This window comes from Mycobacterium sp. MFM001, assembly GCF_003402475.1.
In the GTDB taxonomy this organism is placed as follows: Bacteria; Actinomycetota; Actinomycetes; order Mycobacteriales; family Mycobacteriaceae; genus Mycobacterium.
Genome location: NZ_BFAB01000002.1, coordinates 100,520 through 118,567, shown reverse-complemented (window position 1 = coordinate 118,567; position 18,048 = coordinate 100,520). Strand labels below are relative to the sequence as shown.

Sequence of the window (18,048 nt, the reverse complement as noted above, 5' to 3'; positions counted from 1 at the left end):
CGCCAAGTTCAGCGAAGGGAAGCACAGTGTCCGAAGTCGGGCTGCTCGACATAGCGAGCCGGGTGCCGGGTGTGGTAGCCGACCTGCCGGTGATGGCGCGCGGCGTGGTGACCGGGCTGCTCGCCCGGCCCACCTCCAAGACGTCGATCGGCAAGGTGTTCCAGGACCGCGCCGCCCGCTACGGCGACCGCGTCTTCCTGCGGTTCGGTGACCAACGGCTGACCTACCGCGAGGCCAACGCGACCGCCAACCGGTACGCCGCGGTGCTGGCCGCGCGCGGTGTCGGGCACGGCGACGTCGTCGGGATCATGCTGCGCAACTCGCCCAACGCGGTGCTGATGATGCTGGCCGTGGTCAAGTGCGGCGCGATCGCCGGGATGATCAACTATCACCAGCGCGGCGAGGTGCTGGCCCACAGCCTGGGGCTGCTCGACGCCAAAGTGCTGGTCTCCGAATCCGACCTCGTCGACGTCGTCGCCGAATCCGGCGCGCCCGGCGCCGAGCCGCTGACCATCGAGGAAATGGAACGGCTGGCCGCCACCGCCCCGACGAGCAACCCGCCGTCGGCCTCGGCGGTGCTGGCCAAGGACACCGCGTTCTACATCTTCACCTCGGGCACCACCGGACACCCCAAGGCCAGCGTGATGACCCACCGGCGCTGGCTAGCCGCGCTCGCCGCGTTCGGCGGGCTGGGGTTGCGGCTGAAGAGCAGCGACACGCTGTACAGCTGCCTGCCGCTGTACCACAACAACGCGCTGACGGTCGCGGTGTCGTCGGTGATCAACTCCGGCGCGACGCTGGCGCTGGGCAAGAAGTTCTCGGCGTCGCAATTCTGGGACGACGTGATCGCCTACGACGCAACGGCATTCATCTACATCGGCGAGGTCTGCCGCTATCTGCTCAACCAGCCACCCAAGCCGACCGACCGCGCCCACAAGGTGCGGGTGATCGCCGGCAACGGCCTGCGCCCGGAGATCTGGGAGGAGTTCACCACCCGGTTCGGCATCGAGCGGGTGTGCGAGTTCTACGCCGCCAGCGAGGGCAACACCGCGTTCATCAACATCTTCAATGTGCCGAAGACAACCGGGATTTCGCCGCTGCCGCTGGCCTACGTCGAGTACGACCCCGACACCGGCGCCCCGCTGCGCGACCAGAAAGGCCGGGTGCGCCGGGTGCCGCCCGGTCAGCCGGGCCTGCTGATCAGCCCGGTCAACAAACTGCAGCCGTTCGACGGCTACACCGACCCGGCCGCCAGCGAAAAGAAGCTGGTGCGCAACGCTTTTCGCGAAGGCGACTGCTGGTTCAACACCGGCGACGTGATGAGCCCCCAGGGCATGGGACACGCCGCGTTCGTCGACCGACTCGGCGACACGTTCCGGTGGAAGGGTGAAAACGTCGCCACCACCGAAGTCGAGGCGGCGCTGGGGGCCGACAAATCCGTCGAGGAGTCTGCGGTCTTCGGTGTGGAGATCCCGCGCACCGGCGGCCGGGCCGGGATGGCCGCCGTCAAGCTGCGCGACGGCGCCGAGTTCGACGGCAAGGCGCTGGCCCGCACGCTCTACGAGCGGTTGCCGGTGTACGCGGTTCCGCTGTTCGTCCGGGTGGTGGAGACCATGGAGCACACCACGACGTTCAAGAGCCGCAAGGTCGACCTGCGCGAGCAGGCCTACGGCCCAGGCATCGAGGACCCGCTGTACGTGCTGGCCGGGCGCGACGAGGGCTACGTGCCGTTCTACGACGACTACCCCGACGAGGTGGCAGCCGGTAAGCGCCCCCAAGGGTAGGCCAGGCACGATAGACGGGTGCAGTCAACGCTCTGCGGCCGCCCGGTCGCCGGTGATCGTCCGCTGATCATGGCGATCGTCAACCGCACCCCGGACTCGTTTTACGACCGGGGCGCCACCTTCACCGACGACGCGGCCAAGTCCGCCGCGCACCGGGTCATCGCCGACGGCGCCGACGTGGTCGACGTGGGCGGCGTCAAGGCCGGACCCGGGCAAAGCGTCAACACCGCGACCGAAACCGCGCGGGTGGTGCCGTTCATCGAATGGCTGCGCGACACCTACCCCGAGCAGCTGATCAGTGTCGACACCTGGCGTTCGGACGTGGCCCGGCAGGCCTGCCGCGCCGGCGCCGACCTGATCAACGACACCTGGGGCGGTGTCGACCCCGAAATGCCCGCCGTCGCAGCGGAATTCGGGGCGGGACTGGTGTGCTCGCACACCGGCGGCGCGCCGCCACGAACCCGGCCCTTCCGGGTCAGCTACGGAACGAGCACCCGCGGCGTAGTCGACGACGTGATCCGCGAAGTCACCGCCGCCGCCGAGAAGGCCGTCGCCGCCGGGGTGGCTCGCGATCGGGTGCTGATCGACCCCACCCACGACTTCGGCAAGAACACCTTCCACGGCCTGGCGTTGTTGCGCCACCTGGAAGATCTTGTTAACACCGGATGGCCGGTGCTGATGGCGCTCTCCAACAAGGATTTCGTCGGGGAGACTCTGGGCGTGGAGCTGACCGAACGCCTGGAAGGAACCCTGGCGGCCACCGCGCTGGCCGCCGCGGCGGGTGCCCGGATGTTCCGGGTGCACGAAGTCGGGCCCACCCGGCGGGTGCTGGAAATGGTGGCGTCGATCCACGGCCAACGGCCGCCGGCCCGGACAGTGAGAGGACTGGCGTGACCGAGCTTCTCGCTGCCCTGCCGGGTGACACCTGGCTGTCGGACCGCAGCTGGATCCGCCCGAGCTGGACCGTCGGCGAATTAGTGGCGGCCAAGGCCGGGCGGACCATCTCCGTGGTACTGCCCGCCCTCAACGAGGAAGACACCATCGAATCGGTGATCGATTCCATCTCGCCGGTGGTCGGCGGACTGGTCGACGAGCTGATCGTGCTCGACTCGGGCTCCACCGACGACACCGAGATCCGTGCGATCGCCGCCGGCGCCCACGTCGTCACCCGCGAACAGGCCCTGCCCGACGTCGCGCCGCGGCCGGGCAAGGGCGAGGTGCTGTGGCGCTCACTAGCCGCCACCAGCGGAGACATCGTGGTGTTCGTCGACTCCGACCTGATCGACCCGCACCCAATGTTCGTGCCGTGGCTGGTCGGCCCGCTGCTCACCGGCGACGGCGTTCACCTGGTCAAAAGCTTCTACCGACGGCCTCTAAACGGTGAGGGTGCGACCGGCGGGGGACGCGTCACCGAACTGGTGGCCCGGCCGCTGCTCGCGGCGCTGCGGCCCGAGCTGAGCTGTGTGCTGCAGCCGCTCGGCGGCGAATACGCCGCCAGCCGCGAACTGTTGATGTCGCTGCCGTTCGCGCCGGGCTACGGCGTGGAGATCGGCCTGCTGGTCGACACCTACGACCGGCTGGGGCTGGACGCCATCGCCCAGGTCAACCTCGGGGTTCGGGCACACCGCAACCGGCCGCTGGCCGAGCTGGGGCCGATGAGCCGCCAAGTGGTCGCCACGCTGCTGTCGCGCTGCGGCATCCCCGACTCCGGCGTCGGCCTCACGCAGTTCTTCGTCGACGGCGACAGCTACAGCCCACGCACCTCGGCGGTGTCGCTGACCGACCGCCCGCCGATGAACACCGTGGCGATCGCAAGCCACCAGAGACCTTCGCGGGGCATGTCGGCGCAATAGGGCAATATCGGTGCCGTGGCATTGGTATTGCTCTACCTGGTGGTGCTGATCCTGGTCGCGATCGTGCTGTTCGGCGTGGCCAGCCTGCTGTTCGGCCGCGGCGAGCAGCTGCCGCCGCTGCCGCGCGCCACGACGGCGACCGTGCTGCCGGCCTCCGGCGTCACCAGCGCCGACGTCGACGCCGTCAAGTTCACCCAGGTGCTGCGCGGATACAAGACCAGTGAGGTGGACTGGGTGCTGGACCGGCTCGGCCAGGAACTCGACTCGTTACGCGGCCAACTCGCGTCGATGCAAGTTGCCGAGGAGAAGGAGCCGGAGTGACCCGCGCCGGCGACGGGCTGGTCCGCTGCGGCTGGGCGGTCGGCGAGCTCTACCGCGACTACCACGACAACGAGTGGGGCCGGCCGCTGCGCGGTCGGGTGGCGTTGTTCGAGCGGATGAGCCTGGAGGCGTTTCAGAGCGGCCTGTCGTGGCTGACGATCCTGCGCAAACGGGAAAACTTCCGACGGGCCTTCGACGGCTTCGACATCGAGACCGTCGCGCGCTACACCGACGCTGACGTGGCCCGGTTGATGGCTGACAAGTCGATCGTGCGCAATCGGGCCAAGATCGAGGCGACGATCGCCAATGCCCGCGCGGCGGCCGATGAAGACCTTTCCGAGCTGCTGTGGTCGTTCGCACCGGCACCGCGGCCCCGCCCCGCCGATCCCTCCGAAGTGCCTTCGGCGACTGCGGAATCCACCGCGATGGCGCGCGAATTGAAGCGGCGCGGCTTCCGGTTTGTGGGACCGACCACGGCCTATGCCCTGATGCAGGCGACCGGGATGGTCGACGACCACCTGCGCAGTTGTTTTGTGCCGCCGATCACCCCGTGAGACACGTCGAACCCGGGTCTTGTGCACCCCGCCGTCGCCGATAGGGAACAATAGGGGAGTGAATTGGCAGTTCAACGCCGGGTATGGCCGGGATTCCACTGGTGGCGCGTACCCGGCGCCGACCGGGTCCGTGACGGCGGGCCAGCTCGAAGCTGGAGGGAGCACTCGATGGCGGCGATGAAGCCCCGGACCGGTGACGGTCCACTGGAAGCGACCAAGGAGGGGCGCGGCATCGTGATGCGGGTACCGCTGGAAGGCGGTGGCCGACTCGTCGTCGAGCTGACGCCCGACGAAGCCGCCGCACTGGGTGACGAACTCAAGGGCGTCACCAGCTGAGCCCTACGCGCAGACCTTCCGATAGATCTCCAACGTCTGCTCGGCGATGTGCGCCCAGGAGAATTCCGCGACGCAGCGCTGCCGTCCGGCCTGACCGTAGCGCTCCGCCCTCTCCGGATCGGCGACCAGGGCGTTGACCGCCTCCGCCAAGTCGGCCTGATAACCCGCGGCGTCGCTCGCGTCGTAATGCACCAGCCGCCCGGTGACCTGATCCGCGACCACCTCGGGGATTCCGCCGACGTCGGAGGCCACCACCGCCGTCGCGCAGGCCATTGCCTCCAGGTTCACGATCCCCAGCGGCTCATAGACCGATGGGCACACGAAAACCGTTGCAGCCGAAAGTATCTCGCGTACCTTCCCGATCGGGAGCATCTCCCGGATCCAGAACACCCCGGTTCGCCTGCGAGCCAGTTCGGTGACCGCCGCGGTGACTTCGGCGGCGATCTCCGCGGTGTCGGGCGCCCCGGCGCACAGCACCACTTGCACGTCGGGGTCGAACCGGTGCGCGGCCGCCAGCAGGTGGGCAACGCCTTTCTGGCGGGTGATCCGACCGACGAACGCCACGACCGGCCGGTGCGGGTCGACGCCCAGCTCGGTCAGTATCGACTCGTTTGGGTCGCGCCCGATTGGGTACCAGACGTCGGTGTCGATCCCGTTGCGCACGACGTGAACCCGGCTGGGGTCCAGTGCCGGATAGACCCGCAGCACGTCGTCGCGCATGCCATTGCTGACGGCAATGACGGCGTCCGCGGCCGTCGCCGCGGTGTGTTCCACCCAGGACGACAGCCGGTAGCCGCCGCCGAGTTGTTCGGCCTTCCACGGCCGCGACGGCTCCAGCGAATGGGCGGTCAGCACATGCGGGATGTCGTAGAGCAGGGCGGCCACATGTCCTGCCAAGCCGGTGTACCAGGTGTGGGTGTGCACCACGTCGGCGTCGGCGGCCGCGTTGGCCATCAGCAGATCCGTCGACAGCGTCGACAACGCTGGGTTGGCGCCCTGCAACCGCGGATCGGGCTGGTACGCCAACGCCGTCGGGCGGGGCGCGCCCATGCAGTGCACGTCGACCCGGCACAGGCTGCGCAGGTGCGCGACCAACTGGGTGACGTGTACCCCGGCACCGCCGTACACCTCCGGCGGATACTCCCGCGTCATCATCGCCACCCGCATATCCGGCACGGTAGCTCAAATTGCTTGACGGACAGTCCGTCAGCGCTGCCAATCGCACGATTGCCCTGGCAGCGCCGTGAAGCGGCCGATAGGTTTGAACCATGAGGGAAGCGCCACACGTGCTGGGCATCGTCCTGGCCGGTGGGGAGGGCAAGCGGCTGTATCCGCTGACCGCGGACCGGGCAAAGCCCGCAGTTCCCTTCGGCGGCGCCTATCGGCTGATCGACTTCGTGCTGTCCAACCTCGTCAACGCCCGCTACCTGAGGATCTGCGTTCTCACCCAGTACAAGTCTCATTCGCTGGACCGCCACATCTCGCAGAACTGGCGGCTATCCGGTCTGGCCGGCGAGTACATCACCCCGGTGCCGGCGCAGCAGCGGCTCGGCCCGCGCTGGTACACCGGCTCCGCCGACGCGATCTACCAGTCGCTCAACCTGATCTTCGACGAAGACCCCGACTACATCGTGGTTTTCGGCGCCGACCACGTGTACCGGATGGATCCCGAGCAGATGGTCCGCTTCCACATCGACAGCGGGGCCGGGGCGACGGTGGCCGGGATCCGGGTGCCGCGCGCGGAGGCGAGCGCGTTCGGTTGCATCGACTCCGACGACTCCGGCCGCATCCGCAGTTTCCTCGAGAAGCCGGCCGATCCGCCGGGAACGCCTGACGACCCCGAGACCACGTTCGTCTCGATGGGCAACTACATCTTCACCACCAAGGTGCTCATCGACGCGATCCGCGCCGACGCCGAGGACGACCACTCCGACCACGACATGGGCGGCGACATCATCCCGCGGCTGGTCACCGACGGGCTGGCGGCGGTCTACGACTTCTCCGACAACGAGGTGCCCGGCGCCACCGACCGCGACCGCGCCTACTGGCGTGACGTCGGGACCCTGGATGCGTTCTACGACGCGCACATGGACCTGGTGTCGGTGCATCCGGTGTTCAACCTCTACAACAAGCGCTGGCCCATCCGGGGTGCGACGGAAAACCTGGCGCCGGCCAAGTTCGTCAACGGCGGCTCCGCGCAGGAGTCGGTGGTGGGCGCGGGCAGCATCATCTCGGCCGCCTCCGTGCGCAATTCGGTGCTGTCGTCGAACGTCGTCGTCGACGACGGCGCGATCGTCGAGGGCAGCGTGATCATGCCGGGCACCCGGGTCGGGCGTGGCGCGGTGGTACGCCACGCGATTCTGGACAAGAACGTCGTGGTGGGGCCGGGTGAGATGGTCGGCGTGGATCTGGAGAAGGACCGCGAACGGTTCGCGATCAGCGCCGGCGGGGTGGTCGCCGTCGGCAAGGGCGTCTGGGTTTAACTCGCGGGCTCACCACACGTAGGGCACCAGGCGGTACTGCACCCGTTCGGCGTACTCGCGATACCCCGTCAGCTCGTGGCTGAGCAGCTTTTCTTCATCGCGAATTCGTATGGCCAGCACGGCAATGCCAACAATGAGCAGTAGAAGCCCCCAATACGAGCCGAGCGCCAGTGGGATGCCGACCATCATGATCACGTTGCCGGTGTACATCGGATGCCGGACCAGCCCGTACAGGCCGGTGGTGATCACCGTCTGGTCCGCCTCGACGGTGACATTGGCTGCGGCATAACTGTTCTGGATGACCACCAGCATGGCCACACCCAGTCCGATCGCGACCAGGACATCGCCGACAAGGCACACCGCGGCGGGCACCGACGACCAGCCGAAGCGGTGGTCGAGCGCACTGAGCACAATCGTCGCCAGCATCGACAACAATGCGATGGAGATGATGATCCTTTGCAGCACTCTGGTTTCCGCGAGTGGACCGGCGCGCAGGCGTCGCTCCAGGGCGGCCGGATTGGTCCGCATCAGGTAGACGCTGGGAATCCAGGTGGAGACGGTGAAGACGGCGAGAAACACCCACGCCTGCCAGTAATGGAAGGTGCCTGCCGGCCAGAACAGCATCAGGCCGAAGGCGGTCAGCCCCAGCGCTGCTGAAAGCGCAGTCTTCACAAGGGTTTTCATGTCAACTCCTTAGTTGCGCAGATCGCGGCGGCGGAAAGCCGCCGCTCCCAGCGCAATCAACGCCACGTCGATGCCCAGCAGCCACAGCAGCGGAACAGGAGTGAAGTCGCCGCCGCCCACCCGCGGAATGTGCGCGAACGGTTCCAGGTCGAGCAGCCACTGCGGAAAGCCCGCCAACGAACCGATCAGATACAACGCGATGAACGCGACCAGCACGCCCCAGGCCACCGGGGTGAACCGCGGCGCCACGCCGAACAGCGCTGCCGTGACCGCAACCAGCAGCCACACCGCGGGTAGCTGCGCGGCCGCCGTCCCGATCACCGTGGACAACTTGCCGGCGATGTCGTGGGCGGCGACACCGTAGGTGAATCCGGCGGTCAACCCCGCGATCAGCAGGGCAGCGGCGGGCCCGATCAGCGCGATCACCAGATGGCTTGCCAGCCAACGGTTTCGGCTCGTCGCACCGCTCAGCAGCGTCTCGGCGCGCTGGCCGGTCTCCTCCTGGTGCAGGCGCAAGGACAGTGAGATGGCGAACGCCGCCGCGGCCATGCCCAGCATGCAGAACGCCACCGCGAGGAAGGCTCGCTCCAGCGCGGTGGTGCCGCCCATCCGTGCGACGATGTCGCGGACCGAGGCGCTGCCACCGATTTCGTCGCCGATGCCGTGCACGATGCTGCCGATCAGCAGGCCATACAGGCACAGACCGACCGTCCACAGCACTAGCGAGCCGCGGTCGAGGCGCCACGCCAGTCCTCCGGCGCCCTGCAGCGTCGCTGCGGCGCCGGCCGGGCCCGGGCGTTCGGCGATCAGCCCGGCGCCGACGTCGCGGCCGGCGAGCAACCGGTAGGCCCCCACGGTGAGCACCGCCGTCGTCGCGACATGCAGCAGCAGCACCCACCACCGCTCGTCCGCGTACGGCCGGACTTGCAGGGACCACCCGAGCGGCGAAAGCCACGACAACGTGCCCGAGCCGGCGTCGCCCACCGCGCGCAACGTGAATGCGGCGGCCAGCACCGAAAACGCAGTGCCGCGGGCGAATCGGGCGCTGGGTGACAACTGAGCGGCCACCGCGGCCACGGCGGTGAACACCAGGCCGGAGCCGGCCAACGCCGCCCCGAACGCGAGCGACCCGCTCGGTGCGACGTTGGTGGTGAGCAGTCCCGCCGCGCCGATCGCGCCGGTAGCTACCGACGCGCCGAATGAGAGCAGCAGGGCGGCGGTCAGATTGGCGTAGCGTCCTACCACCGTCGAGTCGAGAAGCTCGGCACGGCCGGTCTCCTCGTCGGCGCGGGTGTGCCGGATCACCGTGAGGATCACCGCCACCGCGATGAGCAGGTGGAACATTCCGGCCTTCCAGATACCGACGGCGCCGAGGTTGTCCGCGTAGATCTGGCCGTAGAGCGCGCGCTGGGCCGGGCTGGCCATGATCGACGCCGCGAAGCTGTCACGCGCGGCTTGATCCGGATACACCTTTTCGATGGAGCCGACGTACACGGTAGCCAGCGGCAGCGACAGCAGCAATACCCACAGCGGTAGCACCACCCGGTCGCGGCGCAGGTAGAGCCGCAGCATCCCGAGCGTGCCGGTGAAGGCCGAACCACGTTGCGGCGCTTGGTGTGCCGGCCGCTCCAGGGTGGCGGTCATGCCCGCACCTCCTGTGGGCTGCGGCCACGCTGTCCGTCACCGCCGTAGTGGCGCAGGAACAGCTCTTCGAGGGTCGGCGGCTGGCTGACCAGGCTGCGTACCCCGGCGTCGCCGAGAACCCGGATGAGCTCGCCCAGGCTTTCGCTGTCGACCTGGGCGTGCACGGTGTTGCCTTCGACGCTGACGTCCTCGACGCCGCGGATTCTGGTGAGATCTCCCGGGTTGCCGATCATTTCGGCCTTGATCGAGGTGCGACTGAGATGACGCATCGACTCCAGCGAGCCGCTCTCGACGGTCTTGCCGGCTCGGATGATCGTCACGCGCTCACACAGGGCTTCGGTTTCGGCGAGTATGTGGCTTGACAACAGCACGGTGACGCCGCGGTCACGCGCCTCGGCCACGCATTGCTGAAAGACGTTCTCCATCAACGGGTCCAGGCCGCTACTCGGCTCGTCGAGCAGCAGCAGCCGCGCGTACGACGAGAATGCCGAAATCAGGGAGACCTTCTGCCGGTTGCCCTTCGAGTAGGTGCGGGCCTTCTTGTGCGGGTCCAAGTCGAATCGCTCGATCAGTTCCGCGCGGCGCTTCTCGTCGAGGCCGCCGCGCATGCGTGCCAGCAGGTCGATCGTCTCGCCGCCGGTCAGGTTGGGCCACAGGGTCACATCGCCTGGCACGTAGGCGATCTGTCGATGCAACTCGACCGCGTCGTTCCACGGGTCGCCGCCGAGCAGCCGGGCGGTTCCGCTGTCGGCTTTGACGACGCCGAGCAGAATGCGAATGGTCGTCGACTTCCCGGCGCCGTTGGGCCCGAGGAAGCCGTGCACCTCGCCCTCGCGGACGGTCAGGTCGAGGCCGTCGAGCGCCCGAACGGCACCGAAATTTTTTGTCAGATTGCGGATTTCGATGGGGGTCCGGCTGTGGTCAACTGACATCGGCTTCTCCTTGTTCGGCTTGAGCGAGGAATGCTTCATACATGGTCTTGTCCGCCATCAATCCTTCGGTGTGGAGCTCGAGGGCGGGCAGGATCATGTCGCGGGCGTAGTCGCGCAATACGGCACGAATGTCCGTGGCGTTGTCGTGCAACAGCAGATACATCAGAAAGCCGCCTCCGCCGGTGATGGCGAGGTATTTGGCCCGGGCCTTGGGGTCGCGGCTGGGTTTGAGCGTGCCGACGCGCACCCCTTCGTCGAGGTAGTCTTCGGCGTTGTCGATCATCCTGCGCCACAACATCTTTGCCAGCTCGCCGCCTTCCTGCATGCTGCGCATCAGGTAGGCCATCATCGGTGCATAGGACTCGATCTCGGCCATGGCGGCGAACCAGGTCGCCGGATCGGTGGACCGCATCGCCTCCGACTTCACGCTGCGGATCTCGTCGGCGATGTAGTCGTCGCAGGCCTTGCGCAGCCCTTCCTTGGAGCCGAAGTGGTGGATGACGAGGGCGGCGCTCACCCCGGCGGCGTCGGCGATCTTGCGCAGCCCGACGCCGAAACCCTGCTTTCCGAACTGCTCGATCGCGGCGTCGCGGATCCGGGCCGCCGCGGTCAAGTCGGCTGAACGCATGTTCAGTACATTAAACGCGCGTTCAGTCGCGGTCAAGCATGGACGCGCGAGCAGACGCAAAATCGCATGGATGAGGCCCGAAGAATGCGATTCTGTGTCTGCTCGCGGACAGCGGAGCTAGTCGCGGACGGCGGCCAGCAGGCCGTCGCCGAGCGGCACCAACGCCGGCGTTAGTCGCTCGTCCTCGGCGATCAGCCGCGCCGCCTCGCGCACCGCGGTCACTTCGGCGTCGTGAGCCGACGGATCACCCGCCCGTCCGCCGAGCGCCGCCCGGTGCACGACGATCAGCCCGCCGGACCGCAGCAACCGGACCCCCTCGACGACGTAGTCCGGCTGGTCGATCGGGTCGGCGTCGACGAACACCAGGTCGTAGGACTCGTCGGCCAGCCGGGTCAGCACCTCCTGCGCGCGCCCGCCGATCAGCCGGGTGCGCGACGGCCCGATGCCGGCGTCGCTGAACGCCTGCTTGGCGATGCGCTGGTACTCGGGCTCGATGTCGATCGTGGTCAACACGCCGTCGTCGCTCATCCCCGACAGCAACCACAGCCCGCTGACTCCGGCGCCGGTGCCCACCTCGACCAGAGCTTTACCGCCGCTGAGCTTGGCCAGCAGGCTCAGCAGCGCGCCGACCGCGGGAGTGACCGCGCCCGCGCCGATGTCCACGGCGCGCTCCCGGGCCGCCGCCAGGATCGCGTCCTCGGAGATCGACTCCTCGGCGTGGGTGTAGATGGCCGCGGCCCGGCTGGCTGGGGCCGCCTGGCCGGTTGGGTGGTCGGTGCTGGCCATGCCCCGCAGCGTAGAGCCAACCCCGGCCCCGGTCGGGCAGGCGCGCCCCTAACAACCCGACACGCCCGCACGGCGACATCACATAGCGAGGCAAAGCCCCAGTGCAACGCGGTGCCAGCCGCGTTTCTCAGCGAAAGCTCAGTGGCGTCACATGCCGGCCACACCCCGATAGGCAACGGTATGTACATGGATCGCGGAGGGCGCTGGGACGGGAATACAGAGTGCAGTCCCGGTGTTGCGCGCGGTGACGCACTGCCATACGACGGCAGGATCAATCCGGAGGATCTGACTATCACCACCCTGATGAGCCCGGCGAGCATGTCGCACCCTGAGCGCTACCGCGACGCCGACTGGGTCGAACCATCCGACGAGCCCTACGGGACCGCGATCTTCGACGCGACCGGTGACAAGGCGGCGATGCCGTCGTGGGACGAATTGGTACGCCAACACGCCGACCGCGTCTACCGGCTGGCCTATCGCCTCTCCGGCAACCAGCACGACGCCGAGGACCTCACCCAGGAGACCTTCATCCGGGTGTTCCGGTCGGTGCAGAACTATCAGCCGGGAACTTTCGAGGGCTGGCTGCACCGCATCACCACCAACTTGTTCCTCGACATGGTGCGACGGCGCGGCCGTGTCCGGATGGAGGCATTGCCCGACGACTACGACCGCGTGCCTGCCGACGAGCCCAACCCCGAGCAGATCTACCACGACGCCCGGCTGGGTGCTGATCTGCAGGCCGCGCTGGATTCGCTGCCGCCGGAGTTCCGGGCCGCCGTGGTGCTGTGTGACATCGAGGGCCTGTCGTATGAGGAGATCGGCGCCACCCTCGGCGTCAAGCTGGGGACGGTCCGCAGCCGCATTCACCGTGGACGCCAGGCGCTGCGGGACTACCTGGCAGCGCACCCCGAGCACGCCGAGCGTGCCGGCACGGCCTGACGACACTCGGCCTTCGGGGCTGTTCAGTGGTATTGCGGACCGGGGTAGCGCGCTACATTCGAGGTAGTGCCGCGCATCCGCGCGATACCGAGAGGAGCTTGGCAATGGTCGACCGGGGACATGTGTTCCGCCGAGCGTTCTCCTGGCTTCCCTCCCAATTCGCCTCGCAGAGCGACGCGCCGGTGGGCGCGCCGCGCCAGTTCGGCTCCACCGAGCACCTGTCCACCGAGGCCATCGCGGCATTCGTCGACGGTGAGCTGCGGATGAACGCACACCTGCGCGCCGCTCACCACATTTCGTTGTGCCCCGAGTGCGCCACGGAAGTCGAAGACCAGAGCCGGGCGCGCGCTGCGTTGCGCGACTCCAGCCCGATCAGCATCCCCAGCTCACTGCTCGGGCTGCTGTCCCAGATTCCGCAGTCGCCACCGGATGACACGTTCTGTGACCCGTTGGCCGACGGCAGCGCGCGTGACCGGCGTAAGCGCCGGTAGGTAGGGTGGATTAGCCGGTGTCAGACGCCGTGCTCGTGCCCACAGCGTGTGTTTCTCCAGCGCTCGGAAGAGGATGACGTGACCTCCGACCAAGACAAGTACGGCGGCCACCGGCTGGCGCCGCGACCCGTTTCGCGGCCACCGGTCGATCCCGCGTCGCAGCAGACCTTCAGCCGCCCCGACGGCGTGCAGGGCTCGTTCGTCGCCGAGGCCGTGCGCCCGCAGAAGTACCGCAACCAAAGCGATTTCGCCCCGCACGACGAGCCGGCCGACCCGGTGCTCGCCGAGGCCTTCGGCCGCCCCTTCCCGGAGGCCGACTCGCTTCAGCGCCACCCCACCGACGCCGGCGCGCTGGACGGCGAGAAGGACAAGGACCAGCCCGACGAGGCCGACGATCCCTGGCGCGACCCGGGCGCGGCCGCGGCCCTGGGTAGCCCCGCGCTGGCGCCCGCTCCGCCGCGCGGCGGCGCCGGCCTGGGCGGCAAGCTCGGCGTGCGCGACGTGCTGTTCGGCGGCAAGGTCTCCTACCGTGCGCTGGCCATCCTGGCCGTCCTCGCCTTGGTGATCGGATTGGCGGGCGGCTGGATCGGACGCAAGACCGCCGAGGTCGCCGAGGCGTTCACCACGTCGAAGGTGACGCTGTCGACCAGCGGCAACAAGGAAGAGCCGGCCGGCCGGTTCGCGAAAGTGGCCGCTGCGATAGCCGACTCGGTGGTGACGATCGAATCGGTCAGTGACCAGGAGGGCATGCAGGGCTCCGGGGTGGTGATCGACGGCCGCGGCTACATCGTCACCAACAACCACGTCATCTCCGAGGCGGCCAACAACCCCAGCCAGTGGAAGACCAGCGTCGTGTTCAACGACGGCAAGGAAGTGCCCGCCAACCTGGTCGGCCGCGACCCCAAGACGGACCTGGCCGTGCTCAAGGTTGACAACGTCAACAACCTCACGGTCGCCCGGCTCGGTGACTCCGACAAAGTGCGCGTCGGCGACGAGGTGCTGGCCGCCGGTGCGCCGCTCGGGCTACGCAGCACCGTGACGCACGGCATCATCAGCGCGCTGCACCGCCCGATCCCGCTCTCAGGTGACGGCTCGGACACCGACACCGTCATCGACGCCGTCCAGACCGACGCCTCGATCAACCACGGCAACTCCGGCGGCCCGCTGATCGGAATGGATTCCCAGGTGATCGGTATCAACACCGCCGGCAAGTCGCTGTCCGACAGCGCCAGCGGCCTGGGCTTCGCGATCCCGGTCAACGAGGCGAAAGAGGTCGCGCAGACGCTGATCAAGGACGGCAAGATCGTCCACCCGACGCTGGGGCTGAGCACCCGGTCGGTGAGCAACGCGATCGCCTCCGGCGCGCAGGTGGCCAACGTGAAAGCCGGCAGCCCCGCGCAGCAGGCCGGCATCTTGGAGAACGACGTCGTGGTCAAGGTCGGCAACCGGCCCGTCGCCGACGCCGACGAGATGGTTGTTGCGGTGCGCCAGTTGACAATTGGGCAGGACGCCCCGATCGAGGTGGTGCGCGACGGGCGGCACGTGACGCTGACGGTGAAACCGGGTCCGGACAACAGTTAGGTGTTCGCCAACGTCGGCTGGGGGGAGATGCTCGTCCTCGTGGTGGTCGGGCTGGTGGTGCTCGGCCCCGAGCGGTTGCCGGGCGCAATCCGCTGGAGCGCCAACGCTTTGCGGCAGGCCCGCGACTACCTCAGCGGGATGACCGAACAGTTGCGGCAGGACATCGGGCCCGAATTCGACGATCTGCGCGAGCCGCTCAGTGAGTTGCAGAAGCTGCGCGGCATGACGCCGCGGGCGGCACTGACCAAGCATCTGTTCGACGGCGACGACTCACTGTTCACCGGCAGGTTCGACCGGGTGGAGGAAAGTGTTCCGCCGCCGCCCGAGCCGCCGGCCCCCGAGCCGCCTGTCGATGGGCCCGCGCCGTTTGACACCGACGCCACGTGAGATTGCCGCCAGGGTCGTGATTTTCGAGAAATCACAGCCGTAGGGGCAATCTCAATGTCGGGTCGGGTCGAGGCCCAACGACATACCGGCCAGCCCGCGGCGGCGTGAGGACAGCGCGTCGGCGACTCGGCGCAGTTCCTTGCCGACGGCCGAATCCGGCGCACTGAGCACGATCGGCACACCGGAGTCGCCAGCGTCGACCAGCGCGGGATCCAGCGGGATCTGGCCCAGCAGTGGTACGTCGGCGCCGACCGCCCGGGACAGCCGTTCGGCGACCTGCTGGCCACCGCCCTCGCCGAACACCTGCAGTTGCGACCCGTCGGGCAGCATCAGCCACGACATGTTCTCCACTACGCCGACGATGCGCTGGCGGGTCTGCAACGCGATGCTGCCCGCGCGTTCGGCCACTTCGGCGGCGGCATGCTGTGGGGTGGTCACGACCAGGATTTCCGCGTTCGGAATCAGCTGGGCCACCGAGATGGCGATGTCGCCGGTGCCCGGTGGTAAGTCGAGGAGCAGCACGTCGAGGTCTCCCCAATAGACGTCGGCGAGGAACTGCTGCAGGGCCCGGTGCAGCATCGGCCCGCGCCACACCACCGGGGTGTTGCCCTGGGTGAACATCGCGATCGAAATCACCCGCACGTCGTGGGCGATCGGCGGCAGGATCATCGATTCGACCTGGGTGGGACGATCGGTGGTGCCCATCATCCGGGGAATCGAATGGCCGTGGATGTCGGCGTCGAGCACCCCCACCGACAGACCGCGAGCGGCCATCGCCGCGGCCAGATTGACCGTGACCGTCGACTTGCCGACGCCGCCCTTGCCGGACGCGACGGCATACACCCGGGTCAGGGACCCCGGCTGGGCGAACGGGATGACCGGTTCGCGGGCGTCGCCGCGCAGCTGCTTGCGCAACTCGGTGCGCTGCTCGTCGCTCATCACGTCCAGGCCGACGGTGACCGCGCCGGTGCCGGGAACGTCGGCGACCGCCTGGGTGACGCGCTCGCTGATCTCGGTTTTCTTCGGGCACGCGGCCGTGGTCAGGTAGATCTCGACGTGCACGGCCCCGCCCGGGCGGACGTCGATGCTTTTGACCATCCCGAGTTCGGTGATCGGGCGGCGCAATTCGGGGTCGATCACCTTGGCCAGCGCGGCGCGGATAGCCGCAGTCAGGTCGGCGTCGTGAGTTTCTTCAGACATCACCGCCGAGTGTAGGCGGCTGCGATCAGCTGGCCGGACCTGGCAGGGGGCCGGGCCCCGACGCCGGGTTGGCCGCGGCCGGCAGCTGCGCGGCGCCAGGTTGCGGTGTGCCCGGCGGTGGCGGACCCGGTGCGACGGGTGGTGCCGCGACCTGCGGTGGGCCTGCGGGCGCTCCGGGTGGCGCCACCACTGGAGGCGCCTGAGGCGGCGCGGCAGGCGGCGGCGCCAGCAGCGGTGGCTGTCCCGGCTGCTGAGGCGGCGCCGCCTCCTGCGGCCCGATGCAGATCACCGTGCAGCTCGACGAGCGCGGGCCAAGCTGTTGCTGCGGCTGCTGCTGCGCCCACGGCCACATCGGCTGCTGTCCGGCTGCGGCGGATTGGCTGAGGTCGATCAGCGGCATCTGTGCCAGCGGGTCGGTCGAGGGCAGGCCGTGGATGTTCAGCGGCAGCCCGGGCCCGATGCCCTCGGCGTTCTCCAAATGCTCCAGATGCATGTCGGCGAGCGGCGGCGGGGCGCCGGTGAGCGGCGGCAGGTCGACCGGCACCACGCCGGTGGCGTACGCGGCCGCCCAGCCCAGCACGTTCTGGGCGTACGGCATCGAGTTGTTGTAGCGCAGGATCGCCGACAGCACCTGCTGCGAGTCGCGCAGGTCCAAGCCGCCGCTGCACAGGTAGCGCGCGGCGGCCAGCGTGGAGTCGTACAGGTTCTGCGGGTCGGCGATGCCGTCGCCGTCGCCGTCGGAGGCATACCGCGCCCAGGTGCCGGGCAGGAACTGCATCGGGCCCATCGCGCGCGCGAACGTGACCCGGCCCGGCGTGTTGCTTTGGACAATGACCTCGTTTCCGGGCAGCGAGCCGTCCAGGGCGGGGCCGTAGATAGGCCGCACGGCGGTGCCGCGGGCGTCGGTGGCACCGCCGTTGGCGTGCATCGACTCGATGCGTCCGATCCCCGCCAGCAGGTTCCAGCTGATCCCACAGTTCGGGTAGGCGTTGGCCATCATCCGCTCGGCGTTGCGGTACGCGGAGAGTGCCATCGACGGAATCCCAAGCGCGCCAGGCGAATTCACGACGACCGTGGGCGGCGGCGCCGACACCGTGGCCGCCGCGATGTGGAAGGCCTTGAGAGGACGCACTAGCGAGATGACCATCGGGCCCGACGGGTCGCTGGAGACAGGGACGACCGCGGCAACCGGCGTGATGCCGTTGTCGTGCACCGTGGGCATCGGCGCGCGGAACGGCGGGGCGGCGGCGCCGACGGCTCCGGCGAACACCAGCGCGACGATCACGGTCACGCCGAATGCCGGGGTCTGGGTTGCGCGGCCGAGCCGCTGTCGCATGTGGTCACCGAATGCCGGGAGCCGGGTTACGCGGCGTAGCTGCCGTCGCACCGTGGCAAGGGCCGGGTGTGCACCCCAGCGTCCCCCTATGCGCACTCGACCGTCCTTG

19 protein-coding genes are annotated in these 18,048 nt (G+C 68.7%); 11 read left to right on the top strand and 8 right to left on the bottom strand.

What is annotated here, in order from left to right; genetic code table 11:
• Window positions 1-26 precede the first annotated feature (26 nt).
• The 6 genes from fadD6 to MFM001_RS03970 all read left to right on the top strand — a co-directional run bounded on the left by fadD6 (window position 27) and on the right by MFM001_RS03970 (window position 4,848).
• The gene (fadD6, locus tag MFM001_RS03995) at window positions 27-1,784 is read left to right on the top strand and encodes a long-chain-acyl-CoA synthetase FadD6 (protein WP_116373835.1); all 1,758 of its coding nucleotides are present in this window, start codon (window positions 27-29) and stop codon (window positions 1,782-1,784) included.
• Between the two features lie 69 nt (window positions 1,785-1,853).
• On the top strand, window positions 1,854-2,678 hold the full coding sequence (folP, locus tag MFM001_RS03990; RefSeq protein WP_192886861.1) for a dihydropteroate synthase: 825 nt from the start codon (window positions 1,854-1,856) through the stop codon (window positions 2,676-2,678).
• Window positions 2,675-3,637 (top strand): glucosyl-3-phosphoglycerate synthase, encoded by a 963-nt coding sequence (locus MFM001_RS03985; protein ID WP_116373830.1) that lies wholly within the window; start codon window positions 2,675-2,677, stop codon window positions 3,635-3,637. The genes folP and MFM001_RS03985 overlap by 4 nt, the downstream gene beginning before the upstream one ends.
• A gap of 15 nt (window positions 3,638-3,652) precedes the next feature.
• Window positions 3,653-3,958, top strand: coding sequence for a DivIVA domain-containing protein (locus tag MFM001_RS03980; protein ID WP_116373828.1), 306 nt, complete (start codon window positions 3,653-3,655; stop codon window positions 3,956-3,958).
• A complete protein-coding gene (locus MFM001_RS03975; protein ID WP_116373826.1) occupies window positions 3,955-4,512 on the top strand; it encodes a DNA-3-methyladenine glycosylase I in 558 nt (185 codons plus the stop codon). Before MFM001_RS03980 ends, MFM001_RS03975 begins: the two co-directional genes overlap by 4 nt.
• A gap of 168 nt (window positions 4,513-4,680) precedes the next feature.
• On the top strand, window positions 4,681-4,848 hold the full coding sequence (locus MFM001_RS03970; RefSeq protein ID WP_003406247.1) for a DUF3117 domain-containing protein: 168 nt from the start codon (window positions 4,681-4,683) through the stop codon (window positions 4,846-4,848).
• A gap of 3 nt (window positions 4,849-4,851) precedes the next feature.
• Here the strand turns inward: MFM001_RS03970 and glgA are convergent, their stop codons facing one another.
• The gene (gene glgA, locus MFM001_RS03965) at window positions 4,852-6,015 is read right to left on the bottom strand and encodes a glycogen synthase (RefSeq protein ID WP_116373824.1); all 1,164 of its coding nucleotides are present in this window, start codon (window positions 6,013-6,015) and stop codon (window positions 4,852-4,854) included.
• Between the two features lie 101 nt (window positions 6,016-6,116).
• Here glgA and glgC point away from each other — a divergent pair, with 101 nt between their 5' ends.
• Entirely contained in the window at window positions 6,117-7,331 is a 1,215-nt protein-coding gene (gene glgC / locus MFM001_RS03960) for a glucose-1-phosphate adenylyltransferase (protein WP_116373822.1), read from the top strand.
• 9 nt (window positions 7,332-7,340) lie between these two features.
• Here the strand turns inward: glgC and MFM001_RS03955 are convergent, their stop codons facing one another.
• The 5 genes from MFM001_RS03955 to MFM001_RS03935 all read right to left on the bottom strand — a co-directional run bounded on the left by MFM001_RS03955 (window position 7,341) and on the right by MFM001_RS03935 (window position 12,005).
• Entirely contained in the window at window positions 7,341-8,015 is a 675-nt protein-coding gene (locus tag MFM001_RS03955; protein WP_116373820.1) for an isoprenylcysteine carboxylmethyltransferase family protein, read from the bottom strand.
• A 9-nt stretch (window positions 8,016-8,024) separates the two neighbouring features.
• Window positions 8,025-9,659 (bottom strand): ABC transporter permease, encoded by a 1,635-nt coding sequence (locus tag MFM001_RS03950; RefSeq protein WP_116373818.1) that lies wholly within the window; start codon window positions 9,657-9,659, stop codon window positions 8,025-8,027.
• Window positions 9,656-10,591 carry an ABC transporter ATP-binding protein gene (locus MFM001_RS03945; protein ID WP_116374361.1) on the bottom strand — a complete coding sequence of 312 codons (936 nt, stop codon included), beginning with the start codon at window positions 10,589-10,591 and terminating at the stop codon, window positions 9,656-9,658. Before MFM001_RS03945 ends, MFM001_RS03950 begins: the two co-directional genes overlap by 4 nt.
• A complete protein-coding gene (locus MFM001_RS03940; protein ID WP_116373816.1) occupies window positions 10,581-11,219 on the bottom strand; it encodes a TetR/AcrR family transcriptional regulator in 639 nt (212 codons plus the stop codon). Before MFM001_RS03940 ends, MFM001_RS03945 begins: the two co-directional genes overlap by 11 nt.
• Window positions 11,220-11,336: 117 nt before the next feature.
• Window positions 11,337-12,005, bottom strand: a complete 669-nt coding sequence (locus MFM001_RS03935) for an O-methyltransferase (RefSeq protein WP_116373814.1) — start codon at window positions 12,003-12,005, stop codon at window positions 11,337-11,339.
• Between the two features lie 186 nt (window positions 12,006-12,191).
• On the opposite strand from MFM001_RS03935, the gene sigE reads away from it, so the two are divergent.
• The 4 genes from sigE to tatB all read left to right on the top strand — a co-directional run bounded on the left by sigE (window position 12,192) and on the right by tatB (window position 15,403).
• Window positions 12,192-12,944 carry an RNA polymerase sigma factor SigE gene (gene sigE, locus MFM001_RS03930; protein ID WP_116374360.1) on the top strand — a complete coding sequence of 251 codons (753 nt, stop codon included), beginning with the start codon at window positions 12,192-12,194 and terminating at the stop codon, window positions 12,942-12,944.
• Window positions 12,945-13,048: 104 nt separating this feature from the next.
• Window positions 13,049-13,435, top strand: a complete 387-nt coding sequence (rseA, locus tag MFM001_RS03925; protein ID WP_116373812.1) for an anti-sigma E factor RseA — start codon at window positions 13,049-13,051, stop codon at window positions 13,433-13,435.
• 78 nt (window positions 13,436-13,513) lie between these two features.
• A complete protein-coding gene (locus tag MFM001_RS03920) occupies window positions 13,514-15,016 on the top strand; it encodes a S1C family serine protease (RefSeq protein WP_192886848.1) in 1,503 nt (500 codons plus the stop codon).
• Window positions 15,017-15,403, top strand: a complete 387-nt coding sequence (gene tatB, locus MFM001_RS03915) for a Sec-independent protein translocase protein TatB (protein WP_116373808.1) — start codon at window positions 15,017-15,019, stop codon at window positions 15,401-15,403.
• Between the two features lie 51 nt (window positions 15,404-15,454).
• On the opposite strand, the gene MFM001_RS03910 is transcribed toward tatB, so the two are convergent.
• On the bottom strand, window positions 15,455-16,603 hold the full coding sequence (locus MFM001_RS03910; protein ID WP_116373806.1) for an Mrp/NBP35 family ATP-binding protein: 1,149 nt from the start codon (window positions 16,601-16,603) through the stop codon (window positions 15,455-15,457).
• Window positions 16,604-16,628: 25 nt separating this feature from the next.
• Entirely contained in the window at window positions 16,629-18,035 is a 1,407-nt protein-coding gene (locus tag MFM001_RS03905; protein ID WP_192886847.1) for a lytic transglycosylase domain-containing protein, read from the bottom strand.
• Between the last annotated feature and the right edge of the window lie 13 nt (window positions 18,036-18,048).